Raw genomic sequence first — 17,462 nt, 5'->3', positions numbered from 1 at the left:
CTAAACCATTTTTAAAAACAATGAGCTTAAACTTAGAAGGTATCTTCTACGAGGAGAAAGACATTCCCGCAGAATTTACACTGGACGAACAGGTCGATCAAAGAGAGTTCCTTTCCAATGGAGAAATGATTTCTTGGACGGGTCAAGTAAACGAAGTTTTTTCACCAATTTGTGTGAAGACCAAGGATGGCTTGAAACGTAAACGTATCGGTAGTTTCCCTGTTTGTACTGAAAAAGAGTCCATGGAAGCCCTAGAAGCAGCTGTAAAAGCATACGACAATGGGCGTGGAGAATGGCCAACAATGAGTGTTGCCGATCGTATTACTTGTGTTGAAAATTTCACACAAAAGATGATTGCAAAGAAGGACATTGTAGTCAAGCTTATTATGTGGGAAATTGGCAAATCCTATGCTGACTCTGTAAAAGAGTTTGATCGTACCGTAGAATACATCTATGCAACGATCGATGCATTGAAAGATATAGACCGTGATTCTTCTCGTTTTCAAATCGAACAAGGTATCATTGCCCAGATCAGAAGATCCCCATTGGGCGTGGTCCTTTGTATGGGACCTTTCAACTATCCTTTGAATGAAACATTTACAACCCTGATTCCAGCATTGATCATGGGAAATACAATGTTATTCAAACCACCTAAACACGGGACTTTATTACACTATCCGTTATTAGAAGCTTTTAAAACAAGTTTTCCTAAAGGTGTTGTCAATACCATTTACGGACGTGGAAATAAGATTGTCCCAAGTTTGATGCAATCAGGAAAGATTAACGTCTTGACGTTGATCGGTTCCAGCCGTGTTGCTGATGAGCTTAAAAAACTTCATCCAAAAGTCAATAGACTTCGTGCAATCCTTGGACTCGACGCCAAAAATGCAGCGATCATTACAAAGGACGCAGATTTAAATCTAGCTGTCTCCGAAACTGTATTGGGCTCCCTTTCATTCAATGGACAGCGTTGTACCGCATTAAAAATTGTTTATGTACACCGCAGTTTAGCACAAGAATTCTTAAAACGCCTTTCGGCAGAAGTTGCGAAATTGAAATATGGAATGCCTTGGGAAAAAGGAGTGTCTTTAACCCCTCTTCCAGAAGTTAATAAGCCGGCTTATTTGACAGAATGTATAGAGGACGCAAAAGCCTATGGCGCAAAAGTAATCAATGAAAATGGTGGCCAGGTAGCTGAATCGTTCTTCTATCCAGCGATAGTTTATCCGGTCAATTCTCAAATGAAACTTTACAGAGAAGAACAATTTGGGCCAGTTATCCCCGTAGTTCCTTTTGACGATCTCGAAGAGCCAATCGAATATTTAATTGGTTCATCACATGGGCAGCAGGTCAGTATTTTCAGTAATAATGCTGCTGTAGTCTCTTCTCTGATTGATCCTTTGGTGAATCAGGTGAGCCGTGTCAATATCAATTGTCAATGTCAACGCGGTCCGGATACATTCCCTTTCACAGGAAGAAAAGACAGTGCCGAAGGAACATTATCTGTTGTAGATGCATTGCGCTCGTTCTCCATCCGTTCTTTGGTTGCGGCCAAGTTCACAGAAGAAAACAAAAAATTGCTGAATGAGATCGTTAGCGAAAATGAATCCAACTTCTTAAGTACAAAATACATTTTCTAACTCGTATTATTCGTTAAAAAAAGCGACATCGGTAGCTGGGTTAATCCCAACAACCGATGTCGCTTTTTTATGGTATTTGCCGAATCACTCCGCTATTACATTTTTTCAAATAGGTAGCTTCAAATCGCGCATTCCCTCAACAACCATTTTAGCAACTTCCATTGCTCCAAAAGTATTCAGGTGTGTGTTATCTTGTTTGCCATTTGGATAATTCTTATCTCCTTTTTCCACATATAGAAACAAATGTTTACTCTTTTCATCACCATAGGACGTTAGAAGTTTTGTTGTTTTATTTTCCATATCAATGCAGGGGACCTGTTTATCCGTCGCTACTTTTTTTGTTATCATAGGATAGTTTCCATGCGTCGGGACCAGCTTTCCATGCTCGAATTTACGGCGAGCAATAGGCGTAAGTAAAATTGGGATTGCGCCCTTTTCTCTTGCTTGATCTATATAAAAAACTAAATTATGTTCAAATTCAGATAGAGAGGTTCCCACATTTGGCTTATCAATTTTTTCGTCATTATGGCCAAATTGTATTAACACATAATCGCCAGGCTTCAGGTTGTCAAAAATGGGCTGCCAGTGATTAACAGTATCCATATTTTTCCCGATATCCTGTTTAAAAGATTTAGAGCTCCTACCATTTAGGGCTTTATTTTCTACTCTTACTTCGCCACTCAATAATTGGGCAAAAGCCATTCCCCATCCGGTCTCGGGGAACGCTCTTTCTTGCTTATTAGCGGCAGTAGAGTCTCCGATAATATAGATTATCGTGGGATCCTTAGCTTTAAATGCGGATAGGATCGTCAGAATTACGATACATGATATCAAAATAGATCTTTTCATACTATAATTTTTGTTCTGTTAACGGGCTGCTAAATCTGGGATCACTATAAGAAGCTTAACAGCTATAAAATAAAGCCCCATAAATACCAAATCCGGCGCTATACCTCCAGGTATTCACTATTAATTCGTATTCAATTTAGAATGTCATTATGTCAAAAGGTTCTTTTCCTATTTTTTAACGGTCATTTATATTGACCAAACTTCCTCTGCAATACGCTTACCGCATTTAATTGGTTATCATATAATCAAGTTTACAAAGTATATTTCATTTTAGCTATCGACATGCTATAAAAAACTACGCAAACGTTACCGGCAACGTTACAACAATCAGAAAATTAGGTTTTGTAGTTTTTTTTAGCTAATATTATATTCTATTTTGCCAGTTATGAAATTCGAAAACTATACGATCAAAGACATTGCTAAAGCCCTCAACTTATCGACTTCAACGATTTCTAGAGCTCTTAGAGATAGTTATGAAATAAGCCCTGAGACGAAAAAGATTGTATTGGAATATGCGGAAAAAATAAACTATCGAGCGAACCCCATTGCGAGAAGTCTAAAAGAGCGTCGAAGTCATTCCATTGGTATTATTGTAAGTGAAATCGCCAATAATTTCTTTTCTCAGGTCATAAATGGAGTGGAATCCATTGCCTATGATAAAAATTTTCAAATCATTATTTCGCAGACGCATGAGTCTTCGGAAAGAGAGCGTTTAAATGTTGAATACCTCACTTCTAGATCTATTGACGGATTGCTGATTGCATTATCTTCGGAAACGGAAGATATTTCGTATCTCCATAAGTTGAAAGAGCGGGGATTTCCCATCGTCTTTTTTGATCGAATCCCACAACAATTTGATACACATAAAGTCATTGTAAACAATCAACAGGGTGCTTACGATGCTACGCAACATCTCATAAAGCTCGGAAAAAAGCGTGTAGCCCACTTAACCAATTCCAAATCACTTTCCATCACAAAGGATAGATTGGAAGGTTACAAAAAAGCTTTGATGGCCAATCATATTGATTTTGATCCTAATTTGATTAAATATTGTCAATACGGTGGTCTACACTTAGATGAGATTGAAAAATCGATCGAAGAACTTATTCTCGTAGGCTTTGATGCGATCTTTATCTCCGGAGACAAGCTGACGACAGGGTATTTACATGTAGTAAAAAAAAGAAACATAGAAGATCTGAAGCATGTTGCTATTGCTGGATTTACAAATTCGAATGTTGTAGAATTATTCTCGGCCAATATCACTGTGATCAGACAACCTGCTTTCGAAATGGGAAAAATTGCCACCGAATTATTAATCAAACTGATCGAATCAACCTATCCGATCACTGACTTTGAGACGCGGATACTCCCTACACAACTTATAAAAAGCAATTAAAACGTCACAGACTAACCCCTAGGGAAAATTTCCCTAGGGGTTAGTCTAATTCAACCGTAATTTTCTTATTGAGCCCGTTCCTTCTCTTCGTTACTTGTATCTTTCTTACGATAATTATTTTTCAAATTTCCAAATTTGTACGAATAAGTCAATCTTATCACCCTGCGATCCTGATACTGCCTAATGCTCGAATCAAAGGGACCAAAATTGGTGGTAAGATTTTGATTTCCCGTATTGAACACATCACTTACGGCCAACTTCAATGAGCTGCGCTGATCCTTAAATGTTTTGGTAGCACCTAGCTCCATATCCCATCTGCTTTCTAGGTCATATACATTATATTTAAAAGGAGAGAAATAGCGCAGATTGACATTTGCGGAAAGACTCTTGCTTAATTTGAGCGTATGCATGGACATCGCTTGCAAAAGAAATGATTTCCTTTTAACCGGAAGACCAGCAATCATGCCATCAAAATCAAAGTATATACCTGTGATATTGTTATTCATGCTCCAAACCTTAAACACCGTAACCGGAATATTGAGATTGACATAAGAAGTTAAGTTCTTGCCCAAATTCTCTCGGATTACCCAGGTTGTACCCTTTACCGAATCTTGCCCCATACTTTCTACAATTGCATCTCTGACATTGTTGACACCTAGTGTTACATTATAACGCTGCAAGAGCGTATAACTCAATGTAAATTCATTGGAAAATTGGGGATTCAGATAAGGGTTTCCGCGCTCAAACGTTAATTTGTCAATATAGTAGTCAAATGGATTCAATTGTCTATAATTTGGACGGGTTACTTTTCGTGTATAGCCTAACGACAAAATATGGTTCTCGTTTAATGAATACGTCAGATTAGCATTGGGAAAGAGTTCAAAATAACTACGCTTCACACGTTTATTCATCGTCAAGGAATTACCATCCGAAAAAGTATACTCCCCTCTTAACCCTGCCTTTAGTGACCATTTTCCAATGGAATTATTATAGTCCAGATAACCTGCCGCTATCTGTTCTTTATATACAAAATGATTCGTCCGTGTAACATCCTTTGTCCACTGGTTATTTTCGAATATCTCAAATAACAAATCGTTGTCAGATTTGACATTCGAATATTTTGCCCCCATTTCAAGCTTTGAATTTTTAGATAACGGATGCTCATAATCTAGTTTTGCTACGTAAATATCAATCCCGATTGGCATACCGCTATGCTCCGGCTCTACTGGTGCAATCGGTTTCATACCGGGATTAAAATATTGATTGCGATAGTCTACCCCTTTGCTACTCTTGAATTTGCTCCAATCCAAATCAACGGTGAGCTTCCGCCCATTGGAGTCTATCCTGAACTCATTATTTAGATTAGCAGAATAACGGTTGAATAATTCTTTGAAAGTAGATGACGAGATTAATATCGTGTCATAAATAGATACAGCTTTTCCAATATTGGTTGTACTGTTATTCTCATTATATTCGGTATTATTGGAACCGTTGAATTGCACAGTCAACGTATTTCTTGACGATGTTTTTTGTTCGACACCAAAACGGTAAGAATGATTGCGTTCTTCTTCATTCAATGTTGACTTTTGTTCGAAATATTTCTTTTTACCGTCATTCTGGATAATACGATCCAAATAAAGCTTTCGATCAAACTTTTCATCAGAATAGGCATAGGATCCGAATAACGTTGTATTGTTCTTTTTGTAATTTAATGATAAAGAGCTGTTTCCCCTAAACTTTTCCCCTCTTCCTGCCGTGAGATTAAAGCTCCCGTTAAATCCCTCCATTCGATTCTTTTTAAGGACAATATTGATCGTGCCGACAGCTCCTTCTGCATCATCTTTTGCCGATCTGCTCGTAATCACTTCTACGGATTTAATTTGATTGCCGTCTGTACTTTTTAAGAAGTTCAACAGCTGTTCACCGGACATATAGGTTTGCCGTCCATCAATCGTAACCGCTACACCTGATTGCCCCATCAACTGTAAATTATTATTGTTATCCAGACTAACACCCGGTGCCCGCTGTACGATATCCAAAGCATTGTTGCCCGCTGCTAGCGGCGAATTTTCTACGTTTAGAATCAGCTTACCCGGTTTACTTTCAACCATCGGGCGTCTACCTTCAACTGTAACTTCTTGCAATTTTCTGTTATCAGCATCCAAATGAATTACTGTAAGCGAATGGTCGGACTTATTAATATCAAAAGTCCCACTTCGGTTTGAGGTATACCCCACCATCTTCGCTTCAACAAGGTAGCTTCCTGGGCCCACATCCAAAAATTGGTATTCTCCAGCTTCATTGGTCACAACGGCTTTTAGGATAATAGCAGAGTTAGCTTTCATCAAGTATGCGGTTGCTAAGGGTAAGGGTATATTATGCGTTGTATGCACCTTTCCCGTAACCTTCACTTGAGCCTGGACAAAGGAAACAATTAAAAAATTTAAGAGTAGAAAGTAAAAACACTTTTTCATTAGGATAATCTTTTTAAAGGCTATAATGCTTCTATGTGGTATGTCCATGGTTTCACAGGGCCGCTTAACCACATGATGGTTTCATAATTGTATTGGCTTAAATCATTTGTCTTCCGCCCAAGATGGACGGAAGACAAGGTTAGTATTGCATGCTATTTTTTCTGAATGGTGATCCCATCCTTTTTTACATTGATGATCGTATCCCGACGAATGACAATCGAAGTATCAGTGACTACGATCCCGTTACTATCGGCATCTTCTTCTTCATCATCATTCGATGTTTTCGGAAGGAGTACGCATTTTAGTCCAAGTGAAGTCACGACAAACTCGACGTCCTTTACATCCTCGTTATAACGGTCACGGCATTCATAAAAGGAAATATCCCTTAATTTATCCTCTAGCCTATCGTTGATGACCAATTTTGTGCCCACCGGCAAAAACAAGGTAATATTTACTTCCTGATCCCGATAACGCTCACCTTCGGTCAATTGAAAAGCATTATCAAAAACCAGCGAACTCGAATCCTGTGTCAATGCATAGTTAATTTTTGCAGCTCTATCTGTAGCCATCTTATAGGTACTGCCTTTTGCAGAATATTCATAACGTACATAAGGCGCCTGCAAAGAGTCGATACGTTCTATGCGGATCCGGATATTTCGCTTCAGATGCGAGGAAAGATTTTCGCTTTTTAATCCCATACTGCTCTTAACACCATTTTTCAGACGGATTACCCGCACATCATTTTCCTTCAGATAATATACCGGCTGCTTTTGTAGCGGTTTTTCTTCCACGATCGTGCTCGATTCTCTAAATTCTTTCGCTACCGAAGTTGAATAATAAATAAGTGCTCCGACAGACAGTAACCACACAACAAACAGTGTCGTTGTCAGATAATTACTCATTGGCTTCTTCTCAAATAGCACTCGAAGAAGTAAGTAAAACAAACCGGCAAAAGGAATAAATACAGATAAAAAGCCAGCTATCAATGCAAAAGGGACTTCACTAGGATTCATCAGATAAAATGGTCCGGAATCATCCATCACATCGGGAATAACATTCACGATGGCAAGGGCAAAGAAAATCAGGCCAAGAATTAAGCCTATAAGCATTAACCCGACGACAATAACAAAAAATACTCCGATCACTTTGACAATGATTTGCAGCAATTTCGCTACACCATCGCCTGTGCGGTCCACGCCCCGCGAAAATGTTTCCTTCACACCACTCATTTCTTCATCAAAAGAACGCTTGAAATTTTGGATATTAGGCGCCTCACCACGCATTTCCATTTTATCTGCTCTACTGATAGCCAATGGCATTACTATCCAAAGAATCACATAGACCAACACACCGGATCCACCAATGATCACAAACAGTGCAAAAAGTAATCTGACCCATTTGGCTTCTATACCAAAAAAATGCCCTAGGCCACTACAAACACCACTAAAAACCCGATCATCAGGGTCACGCATAAGCTTTTTACCCACTTTAAAACTGTCAGCATTTGCCGCGTGACGGAAAGCGGTATATTCGTCCTGATCTTGTGATTCAAAGTCACTCACTCTTCCCATTTGATCAATCACCGCGTTCACATCCTCCATGTTGAGCACCTCTTTGCTTCCCACTTGAATCTTCTCCGTAAACATTTCTGAAATACGGTTCTCAATATCTTCCAAAATCTCTCGGCTGTCTTCGGATTGACCAAAATGCCTCTGTATATCAATCATGTACGACCGCAGTACTTCATAAGCATCTTCCTCAATATGAAAGACGATGCTATTTATGTTGATAATTATTGTCTTATTCATCGCTATTGTCTTTAACTGGTTTAGTTGAATCATCGTTTCTACCCACCAATGATGTGTTTACAGCAAACACCAATTCATTCCAGGTAACATCCAATCTTGCAAGGACATCAAGCCCTTCTTGAGTAATTTCATAATATTTTCTCGGCGGACCTGAAGTCGATTCTTTCCATATATAACTTAACAAGCCATTATTTTTTAGACGTGTTAAAAGCGGATATAAGGTTCCTTCCACAACCAACAATTGGGCTTTCTTCAGTTCGCTGATAATATCGGAGGCATAAATTTCTCCTCGAGAAATTATGGATAGGATACAATATTCAAGTATCCCCTTCCTCATTTGGATTTGTGTATTTTCAGCTATCATAACAATACAAAGATATATGTATTTTATGGTACCATGCAATACATAGTACCATACAAAACAAAATAAATACATTAATTATCTGATTATCAGTTAAATAATTTTTAAAAATTATTTGTATTTCATTTCTATCAGGAATTTTTTGGATATTTATCCCCATGATTAAAATCCTACTGGACTATAAATGGTGTTTTATTTGGGCCATCATAGTCATTGTTTTATGTACACTCCCCGGAAATAATTTTGATACAGTTCCCAGCTACCCTGGAATGGACAAACTCGTTCATGCAGGGATGTTCTTCGTATTTTGCACACTTATGTACAACGGTGTTATCCAACAATTTAGCGGAAAACCAACTCGTTGGTTACCTATCTTTATTGTCTCTTTTTTCGGTTTTCTATTTGCAGGATTAACAGAGTTACTTCAGCTCTATATTTTTACTTACCGTAGCGGTGACTGGTGGGATTTATTTGCTGATTCAGTAGGCATTGGCATGGCCGGATTTGCTTATTTATTGAATTACGTGGACCGGAGACATTAATGTCGGTTAAGCCTGGATTTTTTCGATGATCCGGGTATGGGATGGCGTTACTGTGCACGAGCCAAAGTCGCTACAGATACCTTACATCCCAGAGACTCCTGTAAGCCAAGCGCACCCGAGACAATAGTTGCACCGGTTGTAAGGACGTCATCAACAAGCAAAATATGTGCATCCTGCGCCAACGAAATCTGTTTACAGGTAAAGATGTCTTCAACATTTTCATAACGGGCTAGACGGTCCTTACCTGTTTGCGTCATGGTTGCCCGTTTACGCAGCAATAGATCCTCTTGCAACGGAATATGCATTGCTCGTGACAGTCCACGACCAAAATAGGTCGATTGGTTATAACCTCTTTTTCGAAGCTTACTCGCATGTAATGGTATTGGAACAATAGCCGATAATCCAACGTACAGTTCGGATTGAAGGAGCTTGAGGCCGTACTGATAACCAAAATATTCGGCCAAAAATGGTTGGTTATTATATTTAATCTGGTAGATTAGCCGCTCCACACGACTCCCCTTTTGTAGGAGGAGAAAAGAGCAGGCTTCCTCTATTGAAGCTTTCCCCCAAAGCTGTCTCGCAGTGTCATTATCGGAATACGTATGAAAATTGGTATAAGGCAAATGAAAATCACAGGCAATACAAATGTATTTCTCCTGATATTTAAGTGCACATCCACAACAGGCACATTCTTTTGGAAAGAATATGGTAACAAAATCACCGAGAATATTCCGTAGATCAAATGACATAAAGCTAACTTCCTCAGCTAAAGATAGCAACAATCTTGCAAACTAAGCCTCAGCAGTCTCTTTATCCTTATCTTTTATGGCCAATTGCCCACAAGCTGCATCAATGTCTTTTCCACGGCTCCGCCTAACATTCGTAATGATCCCCTGACTCTTGAGGTAGTTGGCGAATACATCTATCTTGTCAGCTTCGGCATTCAGGAAGTCAGCCAGTGCAATTGGGTTGTATTCAATGAGGTTTACTTTACATGGTACATGCTTACAGAATTTGGCAAGTTCTTTTGCATCTTCCAATTCATCATTGAAATTGTTGAACACAATATACTCAAATGTAATTGGGCTCTTTGTCTTCGCATAGAAGTATTTCAGCGCTTCCGCTAATGCATTTAAGGAATTTTGTTCATTGATCGGCATGATCTCATTGCGCTTTTTATCATTGGCAGCATGTAGTGAAAGCGCCAGATTAAAACGCACCTGATCGTCCCCTAATTTTTTGATCATTTTCGCAATACCTGCTGTGGATACTGTAATTCGCTTTGCAGCCATATTAAGGCCATCCGGAGCGGTGATCCGCTCAACAGATTTCATCATATTGGCGTAGTTTAACAAGGGCTCACCCATGCCCATATAAACAATATTCGTCAGGGGCTGACCGTAATTTTCTTCGGCTTGTTTGCTGATTAGCACGACCTGATCATAAATTTCATCCGCATTAAGATTACGTTTTCGATCCATATAACCAGTCGCACAGAATTTACAAGTTAAACTACAGCCGACCTGCGAACTGACACAGGCTGTCATACGCTCAGGTGCAGGAATCAATACCCCTTCTATGATATTACCATCATAGAGCCTAAAGCTACTTTTGATTGTTTTGTCGGAGCTGATTTGCGATTCCTTAATTTTGACAGCATTGATCGTAAAATTTTCCTTCAGCTTTTCGCGCAAGGCCTTGCTCAAATTACTCATTTGATCAAAATCTACACAAGACTTTTCCCATATCCACTCGTAAATCTGCTTTGCACGAAAGCCCTGTTCACCCAACGCGGTCAATTGATCTTTGATCTGACTCAAAGACAAACTCCTGATATCTATTATTTTACTTTTTTCGATCACGGTACAAAGATAAGAATAATTAAGTGACAAAAAATCCCGTTCTAAAGAAAATAGAACGGGACAACTGTTATGTATGTGTTTTAAAATAGGTAGATTCGCTATTATTTAGCCATGTATAGCCTCTTTATTTCCGTAGGACTGGATTAGTTTACCTTCAAAATCCAACCACTCTTTCCAGCGTTTTTCCACATCGACATCTACGGAATATTTCTTTGCAAAATTCAGGAAAGTTGTATAGTGATTCGCTTCGGAAACCATCAGATCGTAATAAAACTGAGCAAGCTCCTTATCTTGGATATTTTGGGACAAGACCCTAAACCGCTCACAACTACGCGCTTCAATCATCGCAGCGAACAATAATCTGTCGATAAAAGCCATATTCCGGCTACCATCTTTTTTGGAAAATTTCATCAGCTGACCTACATAATCATCCTTTCGTTCACGCCCCAACGTATAGCCCCGCTCCTTGATGATGTCAATTACCATCTTAAAATGTTCCATTTCTTCAATGGCTATTGCCGTCAATTCATGAACCAGATCTTCATGTTCTGAATTGTTTGTGATCAAGGAGATCGCATTTGAAGCAGCTTTTTGTTCACACCAGGCATGATCGGTTAAAATCTCTTCCAAATTTCCTTCAGCGATATTTGCCCATCGCGGATCTGTCAACAACTTAAGTCCAAGCATCTTACTATCTAACTAAAATTTACTGGCAAAGGTAGGCAATATCCCGGCTTAAAAAAAATGATACTGCGTTCTTAGCTGTCTTTGTTAAGTAATGTCCTAATTTTAGGAGCTATTTTTTCCCCATAAATCTCAATAGACCGCAACATCTCTTTATGTCCAGGTGCACCCACATCCATATGCGCTGAGAAACGTGTCAATCCAAATTTCTCATGGATTTCCAAAATTTTATCAACGGCATATTCTGCGTCCCCGACAATAAGGTGTCCTCTAGAAGACCTGCCGAAATCATATTGTGTCCGTTGATAGGATGGCCATCCACGGCTTGCTCCGATACGGTCCATCTGTGCCGAGTAGATAGGATAGTAATAATCTGCAATCTGTCCACTATTATCGCCAAAAAAAGCATGCATATGAACGCCAACTTGAAATTTCGACATATCATGCCCATTATCTTCATAGGCTTGGCGATACATTTCGAACAAATGATCGAAGTTCTCGTACATGCCGCCGATAATTGCAAACATGACCGGCAGACCAAGTTTTCCGGCGCGGATCACTGATGATGTGGTCCCACCAACCGCTACCCAGATTGGCAACGATCCATCCTTTGGTCTCGGAAAAATCTCTTGGTTGATCAAAGGTGCCCTAAAATTTCCGCGCCAGGTGACTGGATTCTGTTTATTCAACCGGAGTAATAATTCCAGTTTCTCTTCAAACAAATCCGAATAATCCTTCAAGTCATATCCAAATAATGGAAATGATTCGATAAATGAACCTCTTCCTGCCATAAGCTCTGCCCGACCATCGGACAGGAGATCGACTGTCGCAAAATCCTGAAATAATTTAACGGGATCGGCCGAACTTAGTACGGAAACAGCACTGCCCAACCTGATGTTTTTGGTCACTGTAGAAGCTGCTGCTAATATAATCTCTGGAGCCGCGACGGCATAATCTGCCCGATGGTGCTCACCAATACCAAAGAAATCCAATCCAACCTGATCCATCAGCTTGATTTCTTCAATAATTTCTTTCATTCTATCCTGTGCTGCCTGGATCTGACCTGTACTTGGATCTATCCGAGAGTCACCAAACATTCCTATTCCTAATTCCATGTCTCTATTTTAAAACTAATTCAAAAATAGCTGCTGCATTTCACAATTTATTTGATCTAGGATAAGAAATACTAAAAAAGAGATAACGTTGCTTTAACGACCTGCTCTGCATCGCCACTAAAATGGTGTCCTCCCGAAAGATATTTCTTACTGAAGTTTCTTAATGTAATTTTCTGCAGTGGGAATTCAGCCTCATCATCCCCTAATACCACACTTGTTTTGACACCTTCTATACGATTTATTTCTGCTATTACATCAAGGCTGCGCTTGGCATTGCTCCTGCCCAAAATATCAGCGATATGAATTTCCAGATCCGTCGAAACCGAGGGCTCCAATAACACAATGCTTTGCACATTTTTCTTGATCAGGGGATCAATACGGTTTATAATAAAAGGCACCGCATCCGCCCCAAAGGAATACCCCACAATAAAAAGCTGTAGATTCTGCCGCGAGCGCATTAGCTTTTTAAGCGTATTTGATATATCTGCCGCGATATCCTTGGGTGTTTTTTTCTTCCAAAAATAGTTCTTGGAATCAATAGCAGCCACAGCATATCCGGCATGAGCAATTAACTGACATATTTTATTCGAAAAAGAATTGAAACCTCCATCTCCGCTTAAGTAAAGTACCAGAGGCAATACCGTTTTATTGTTCCAATATTTCATATTGATCAACCGTTGTTGCGCAAAAGCATGAAATACCATGCAGCCAATTATAAATAAAATGATCAATTTCTTCATAGAAATCGTTTTTTGCTTACTGGATTGAACTGATATCAATCATTCGGTTTCATCACTTTAACTAATGCAACCGGAAGCGGTATCAGATCAAAATCGTTATCAAAGATAAGGTATTTGTTTTCCCAAAAAGTCGCATACTTCTCTTTAAAATCACGTAAACTGTGGTAGTGTTTAAAATTTCCGAGTCGCGTTGATGCAAATTTCATAATCTTTTCTGCAGGACTCGCTGTTGCTTCCAGCCCCGCCAACGGAACCATCCCCAAGTTCAGGTAGCTATATTTTTGCCCTTTTGCATATCGGATCAATTCAATGATTAGCGCATCCATACTTCCACCTGGCGCCGCTATCGACTTCCGAATCATATCATAAGTACACTCATCTTTGGCATAATCAGGAATAATATTCAAGAAAGCAACGATTTTGCCGCTTTCATTTTTAAGGACAATGATATCCTGTTCAATAAGCTCGTCGGCAATAAACATACCTTGTGAAAAGACCATTTCCTTCCTATCGAATTCCTTTAACCATTCGTCAGAAATGACCTTGAGTTCATCCAGGATTACCAGTGACTGTGGCGCCTTTAACACTGCAGTTGTAAATCCTTTTTTCTGGATTGCATTCAGTCCATTACGTAATGATTTACGCTCTTTTCCTTCCAAGCTAAATGTTTCCAATTCCAAAATCGCTTCCTGTCCAATCGCTATCTTCTGCTTCCGAAGGGATGAAAAATGAACTAGGCTATTTTCATCAACCCGATAATAAATAGCTTTTAACCCATTTGAATAACAATAACGATCGAATTCTTCAACTAGCTCCTCTTTATCTCCCTGTTCGCATACCGGCTCATCCAATACGATCGCAAACTCATTGGCAAGTCTATAAGCTGTAAAGCCCTCTGAAATCTCGGAGAAAAAAAGATATTTGTCTTTCCCGAGTTTGAAAAAATCCATGGGCGATTGCCCAAATTCATTCAACAATAGTTTCGCCCGTTCGAGTTTAGATTTACTAGAATCCTCATCCGGAATCAAACGTGGACGTGCGAGGGCGTAGATCAAGAGAAACCAGCAAAAAATCCCTAAGACTTGTGTGATACGCAAGAATTCCTGCCCAAAATTTGTTTGGGGCATCAGATCATTATCAGCGAACAACAAAAAACTTTTTGCAGTATGGTAAAGAGACTGCCGCCAAGTAAATTCAACGCCAAAATGCTGTTTATCAATCAAGTAAAAGCTTACTACATCAAATAAACAGACCCCGCCTAATGCTACGGCAAAGGTTATGAAGCCAATCCTTATCCAGCGGATATTACTTTTAATCCGATACTGCTTGTAACTGATTCCCAAGAAGATAAGGGTCAATAAGGCTACCGATGCTTCTTCATAGTCCAATGCTTTAAACACATGTCCAAACAAAGATAAAGCACTGAATACCACAGCTATCCAGAATGCGACACGAAAACCTTTAATGAGATAAGCCGAGGTAACCAACAAACCTATTCCCAGAACAAATACCATAAACTTAGATGCATGGATAGCTTCCAGTGGTAGGTAAAACCGGTCTAGCTTCATGCGATCTGCCAATGGTGGTGTCAGTACTGAAACAATGTTGACCAAACCCAAAAAGAAGATCAGCAAGGCTGGTCCTACACGCGCCAAAAGCTGTCTGCCACGCCAGGCAAAAGCGATCAATCCCAAGAATAAAGGTAACCAGAATTCAAATACACGATATAGGATGGTTATCCCTAATCCTGCTGCCTGCCCGTACCCATATGCCTTGAAAATATAAAGCATGGTTAATTCGACGGCACCCAATCCTCTCAAAAAGGGCGATACAATCATTAGAACTACCGAAACTGTATAAGCGATGGCTGCCGCCTCAAATGAATGATCCAAGCCCAGCGCATACATGCTAACGAAAGCATGTGCTATCCCGCAGCCCTCAACGACCATTGAAGCCATTACTGTCCCTAGGAGGTATTTCATTTTGACTTCCCCAGAAAATATTTCGTCGATATTGGAAGCAACTGCTGGAAATTTTAATTCCATCCAACGATAGATCCCCTTATGCGTACGAAAGGACCATACAAACCAGAATATAAGGGTTAAAAGCAATCCCAAAATCAATAGCGAAATCCAGGCGTTACCAAAATTTTTGTTGTCCCAAATTGTATATAATATCACAGGGACTCCAATCATAAAGACAGTCAACAACCCGACGTAACCATATAAAGCGCCAGCTTGATGAATCTGTGTCGTATTTAAATTCCTTTTTCGTAATTGGGTAGTTGTATAAGCCAGGGAGCTAATGCCCCCTGCAGGAAGGAATACACTCAGTAAATTTCTTTTTAAGAATAGGTCTATGGCAATTTTCAAGCTGATCGAAAGACCAATCGCTTTAAAACTCTGCACATACATCAGGCCTTGCAGTAACACATAGAGCAGAGTGATACCAATACCGACCGAAACCCAAGTTAGATCCGCCGTTCTCAGTTGAGGAATAATGGCCGCTAGCTCTTTTCTTTCGTTTCTGAAGAAGACGAAGGCAAGTAAAATAACCAAAACAGCTATTAGCTCCTTCCAATAAGTTTTGGGTGAGAAATGTCGAATGCGTTGAACAATAGTCTTGCCCATATTATCGTTTATTGTCTAATAACCATACCGTATATAAACACGAAATAAAGCTAATCGTTTCAAAATGACAAATTGTTAAGTTTTCGTCAATTCTTTTGACATTAATCAGTAATTTTCACCCATGAAAGAGAAAAGGGTATTGTTCATCGGACTAGTTTGGCCCGAGCCAACATCGTCAGCCGCCGGTTTTAGAATGATGCAATTGATCGAGACATTCCTGGATCGTTCTTATCAAATCACTTTTGCTTCTGCAGCAGCCAAATCTCCTTATAGCGCACCATTGAAATCACTGGGTATTGTCGAACAGCCTATTGTATTGAACAGTGAGAGTTTTGATGATTTTATCACCCAGCTACAACCCGATATTGTTGTATTCGACCGGTTTATGATCGAGGAGCAATATGGTTGGAGGGTAGCTCAGCAATGTCCTAGTGCACTTCGGGTACTCGACACCGAAGATCTCCATTTGCTAAGGCAAGCACGGCAGGCCTGTATCAAAAACAACGACAATTTTTCCTTTCAGGAGCTGTTTACGGAAACAGCAAAAAGAGAGATTGCCTCGATATTGCGTTGCGATCTGTCGTTAATCATTTCGGAATCCGAAATGAAAATTTTAACAGAAATATTTCGCATTTCACCAGATATTCTATATTATCTCCCTTTTCTCGAAAATGAGATTACGGTTGAGGATATGAATACATGGAAATCTTTTGAAGAGCGGAAAGATCTGCTATTTATTGGCAACTTTATCCATGAGCCCAACTGGCACACCGTGCAATACCTAAAGACAACGATCTGGCCGGTTCTTCGTAAAATGCTCCCGAAAGTAGAATTACACATCTATGGTGCGTATCCAACGCAGAAAGTCCTTCAACTGCATAATCCCAGAGAAAATTTTCATATCAAGGGAAGAGCAGATTCCGCGAAGAACACCATGTCCAACTACAGGTTATTGGTTGCGCCGATCCAATTTGGAGCCGGAGTAAAAGGTAAATTTATTGATGCCATGCATACAGGCACTCCTTCTGTCACCACTTCCATTGGTGCCGAAGCGATGAAAGGCAATTTATCTTGGAATGGTTTTATCGCAGATACCGCTGAAGTATTCTGCCAAAAAACCACTGAACTTTATAACGATAAAACCGCATGGAAAACAGCTCAAGCCAATGGTATTCGTATCATCAATGAACGCTATGAAAAACGAAAGTATCAAGCGGACTTTATGACCAATTTGTCCCTACTTAAAGTGCAATTGGACAAACATCGGCAACAGAATTTTATTAGCCAGATCCTGTTGCATCATACATTACAAAGCACAAAATATATGTCGCTGTGGATTGCTGAAAAGAATAAGCAATAAT

14 protein-coding genes are annotated in these 17,462 nt (G+C 39.6%); 4 read left to right on the top strand and 10 right to left on the bottom strand.

All coding sequences use genetic code 11. The features are described from left to right. The first annotated feature begins 20 nt into the window (after positions 1-20). A complete protein-coding gene (locus tag HPC41_RS20540; protein ID WP_172395974.1) occupies positions 21-1,640 on the top strand; it encodes an NADP-dependent glyceraldehyde-3-phosphate dehydrogenase in 1,620 nt (539 codons plus the stop codon). Positions 1,641-1,745: 105 nt separating this feature from the next. Here HPC41_RS20540 and HPC41_RS20535 read toward each other — a convergent pair whose 3' ends face one another. Then, entirely contained in the window at positions 1,746-2,489 is a 744-nt protein-coding gene (locus HPC41_RS20535; protein ID WP_172395973.1) for a rhamnogalacturonan acetylesterase, read from the bottom strand. Positions 2,490-2,874: 385 nt separating this feature from the next. On the opposite strand from HPC41_RS20535, the gene HPC41_RS20530 reads away from it, so the two are divergent. After that, entirely contained in the window at positions 2,875-3,885 is a 1,011-nt protein-coding gene (locus HPC41_RS20530; protein WP_172395972.1) for a LacI family DNA-binding transcriptional regulator, read from the top strand. A gap of 65 nt (positions 3,886-3,950) precedes the next feature. On the opposite strand, the gene HPC41_RS20525 is transcribed toward HPC41_RS20530, so the two are convergent. The 3 genes from HPC41_RS20525 to HPC41_RS20515 form a co-directional block, all read right to left on the bottom strand. Continuing rightward, positions 3,951-6,359, bottom strand: a complete 2,409-nt coding sequence (locus HPC41_RS20525; RefSeq protein ID WP_172395971.1) for an outer membrane beta-barrel family protein — start codon at positions 6,357-6,359, stop codon at positions 3,951-3,953. A gap of 152 nt (positions 6,360-6,511) precedes the next feature. Beyond that, positions 6,512-8,167 (bottom strand): PspC domain-containing protein, encoded by a 1,656-nt coding sequence (locus HPC41_RS20520; protein ID WP_172395970.1) that lies wholly within the window; start codon positions 8,165-8,167, stop codon positions 6,512-6,514. Continuing rightward, complete coding sequence (locus HPC41_RS20515) at positions 8,160-8,531, bottom strand: PadR family transcriptional regulator (RefSeq protein WP_172395969.1); 372 nt, start codon at positions 8,529-8,531, stop codon at positions 8,160-8,162. Before HPC41_RS20515 ends, HPC41_RS20520 begins: the two co-directional genes overlap by 8 nt. Positions 8,532-8,686: 155 nt before the next feature. Here HPC41_RS20515 and HPC41_RS20510 point away from each other — a divergent pair, with 155 nt between their 5' ends. After that, positions 8,687-9,070, top strand: coding sequence for a VanZ family protein (locus tag HPC41_RS20510; RefSeq protein WP_172395968.1), 384 nt, complete (start codon positions 8,687-8,689; stop codon positions 9,068-9,070). Positions 9,071-9,117: 47 nt separating this feature from the next. Here the strand turns inward: HPC41_RS20510 and HPC41_RS20505 are convergent, their stop codons facing one another. From HPC41_RS20505 to HPC41_RS20480, 6 genes are all read right to left on the bottom strand, one after another. Next, the gene (locus HPC41_RS20505) at positions 9,118-9,819 is read right to left on the bottom strand and encodes a ComF family protein (RefSeq protein WP_172395967.1); all 702 of its coding nucleotides are present in this window, start codon (positions 9,817-9,819) and stop codon (positions 9,118-9,120) included. Positions 9,820-9,861: 42 nt separating this feature from the next. After that, positions 9,862-10,962 carry a dual-specificity RNA methyltransferase RlmN gene (gene rlmN / locus HPC41_RS20500; RefSeq protein ID WP_216660843.1) on the bottom strand — a complete coding sequence of 367 codons (1,101 nt, stop codon included), beginning with the start codon at positions 10,960-10,962 and terminating at the stop codon, positions 9,862-9,864. 75 nt (positions 10,963-11,037) lie between these two features. Beyond that, positions 11,038-11,619: a MiaE family protein gene (locus tag HPC41_RS20495; protein ID WP_172395966.1), complete on the bottom strand. Its 582-nt coding sequence runs from the start codon at positions 11,617-11,619 to the stop codon at positions 11,038-11,040. Positions 11,620-11,690: 71 nt separating this feature from the next. Further along, a complete protein-coding gene (locus HPC41_RS20490) occupies positions 11,691-12,731 on the bottom strand; it encodes an Atu2307/SP_0267 family LLM class monooxygenase (protein ID WP_172395965.1) in 1,041 nt (346 codons plus the stop codon). A gap of 71 nt (positions 12,732-12,802) precedes the next feature. After that, positions 12,803-13,471: an AcvB/VirJ family lysyl-phosphatidylglycerol hydrolase gene (locus HPC41_RS20485; RefSeq protein WP_172395964.1), complete on the bottom strand. Its 669-nt coding sequence runs from the start codon at positions 13,469-13,471 to the stop codon at positions 12,803-12,805. 35 nt (positions 13,472-13,506) lie between these two features. Further along, positions 13,507-16,101: a phosphatidylglycerol lysyltransferase domain-containing protein gene (locus HPC41_RS20480; protein ID WP_172395963.1), complete on the bottom strand. Its 2,595-nt coding sequence runs from the start codon at positions 16,099-16,101 to the stop codon at positions 13,507-13,509. 121 nt (positions 16,102-16,222) lie between these two features. On the opposite strand from HPC41_RS20480, the gene HPC41_RS20475 reads away from it, so the two are divergent. Further along, complete coding sequence (locus tag HPC41_RS20475) at positions 16,223-17,461, top strand: glycosyltransferase (protein WP_172395962.1); 1,239 nt, start codon at positions 16,223-16,225, stop codon at positions 17,459-17,461. Position 17,462 lies beyond the last annotated feature (1 nt).

This window comes from Sphingobacterium prati (assembly GCF_013167215.1).
GTDB lineage: Bacteria > Bacteroidota > Bacteroidia > Sphingobacteriales > Sphingobacteriaceae > Sphingobacterium > Sphingobacterium prati.
The sequence above is the reverse complement of the archived record's forward strand: the minus strand, read 5'-3'. Positions and strand labels throughout refer to the sequence as shown.

What these genes read in the sequence shown, in the direction of transcription:
- HPC41_RS20535 (WP_172395973.1), bottom strand. Translation starts at nt 2,489, where the DNA reads ATGAAAAGATCTATTTTGATATCATGTATCGTAATTCTGACGATCCTA.
- HPC41_RS20530 (WP_172395972.1), top strand. Translation starts at nt 2,875, where the DNA reads ATGAAATTCGAAAACTATACGATCAAAGACATTGCTAAAGCCCTCAAC.
- HPC41_RS20480 (WP_172395963.1), bottom strand. Translation starts at nt 16,101, where the DNA reads ATGGGCAAGACTATTGTTCAACGCATTCGACATTTCTCACCCAAAACT.
- HPC41_RS20485 (WP_172395964.1), bottom strand. Translation starts at nt 13,471, where the DNA reads ATGAAGAAATTGATCATTTTATTTATAATTGGCTGCATGGTATTTCAT.
- HPC41_RS20540 (WP_172395974.1), top strand. Translation starts at nt 21, where the DNA reads ATGAGCTTAAACTTAGAAGGTATCTTCTACGAGGAGAAAGACATTCCC.
- HPC41_RS20525 (WP_172395971.1), bottom strand. Translation starts at nt 6,359, where the DNA reads ATGAAAAAGTGTTTTTACTTTCTACTCTTAAATTTTTTAATTGTTTCC.
- HPC41_RS20510 (WP_172395968.1), top strand. Translation starts at nt 8,687, where the DNA reads ATGATTAAAATCCTACTGGACTATAAATGGTGTTTTATTTGGGCCATC.
- HPC41_RS20475 (WP_172395962.1), top strand. Translation starts at nt 16,223, where the DNA reads ATGAAAGAGAAAAGGGTATTGTTCATCGGACTAGTTTGGCCCGAGCCA.
- HPC41_RS20495 (WP_172395966.1), bottom strand. Translation starts at nt 11,619, where the DNA reads ATGCTTGGACTTAAGTTGTTGACAGATCCGCGATGGGCAAATATCGCT.
- HPC41_RS20490 (WP_172395965.1), bottom strand. Translation starts at nt 12,731, where the DNA reads ATGGAATTAGGAATAGGAATGTTTGGTGACTCTCGGATAGATCCAAGT.
- HPC41_RS20515 (WP_172395969.1), bottom strand. Translation starts at nt 8,531, where the DNA reads ATGATAGCTGAAAATACACAAATCCAAATGAGGAAGGGGATACTTGAA.
- HPC41_RS20520 (WP_172395970.1), bottom strand. Translation starts at nt 8,167, where the DNA reads ATGAATAAGACAATAATTATCAACATAAATAGCATCGTCTTTCATATT.
- HPC41_RS20505 (WP_172395967.1), bottom strand. Translation starts at nt 9,819, where the DNA reads ATGTCATTTGATCTACGGAATATTCTCGGTGATTTTGTTACCATATTC.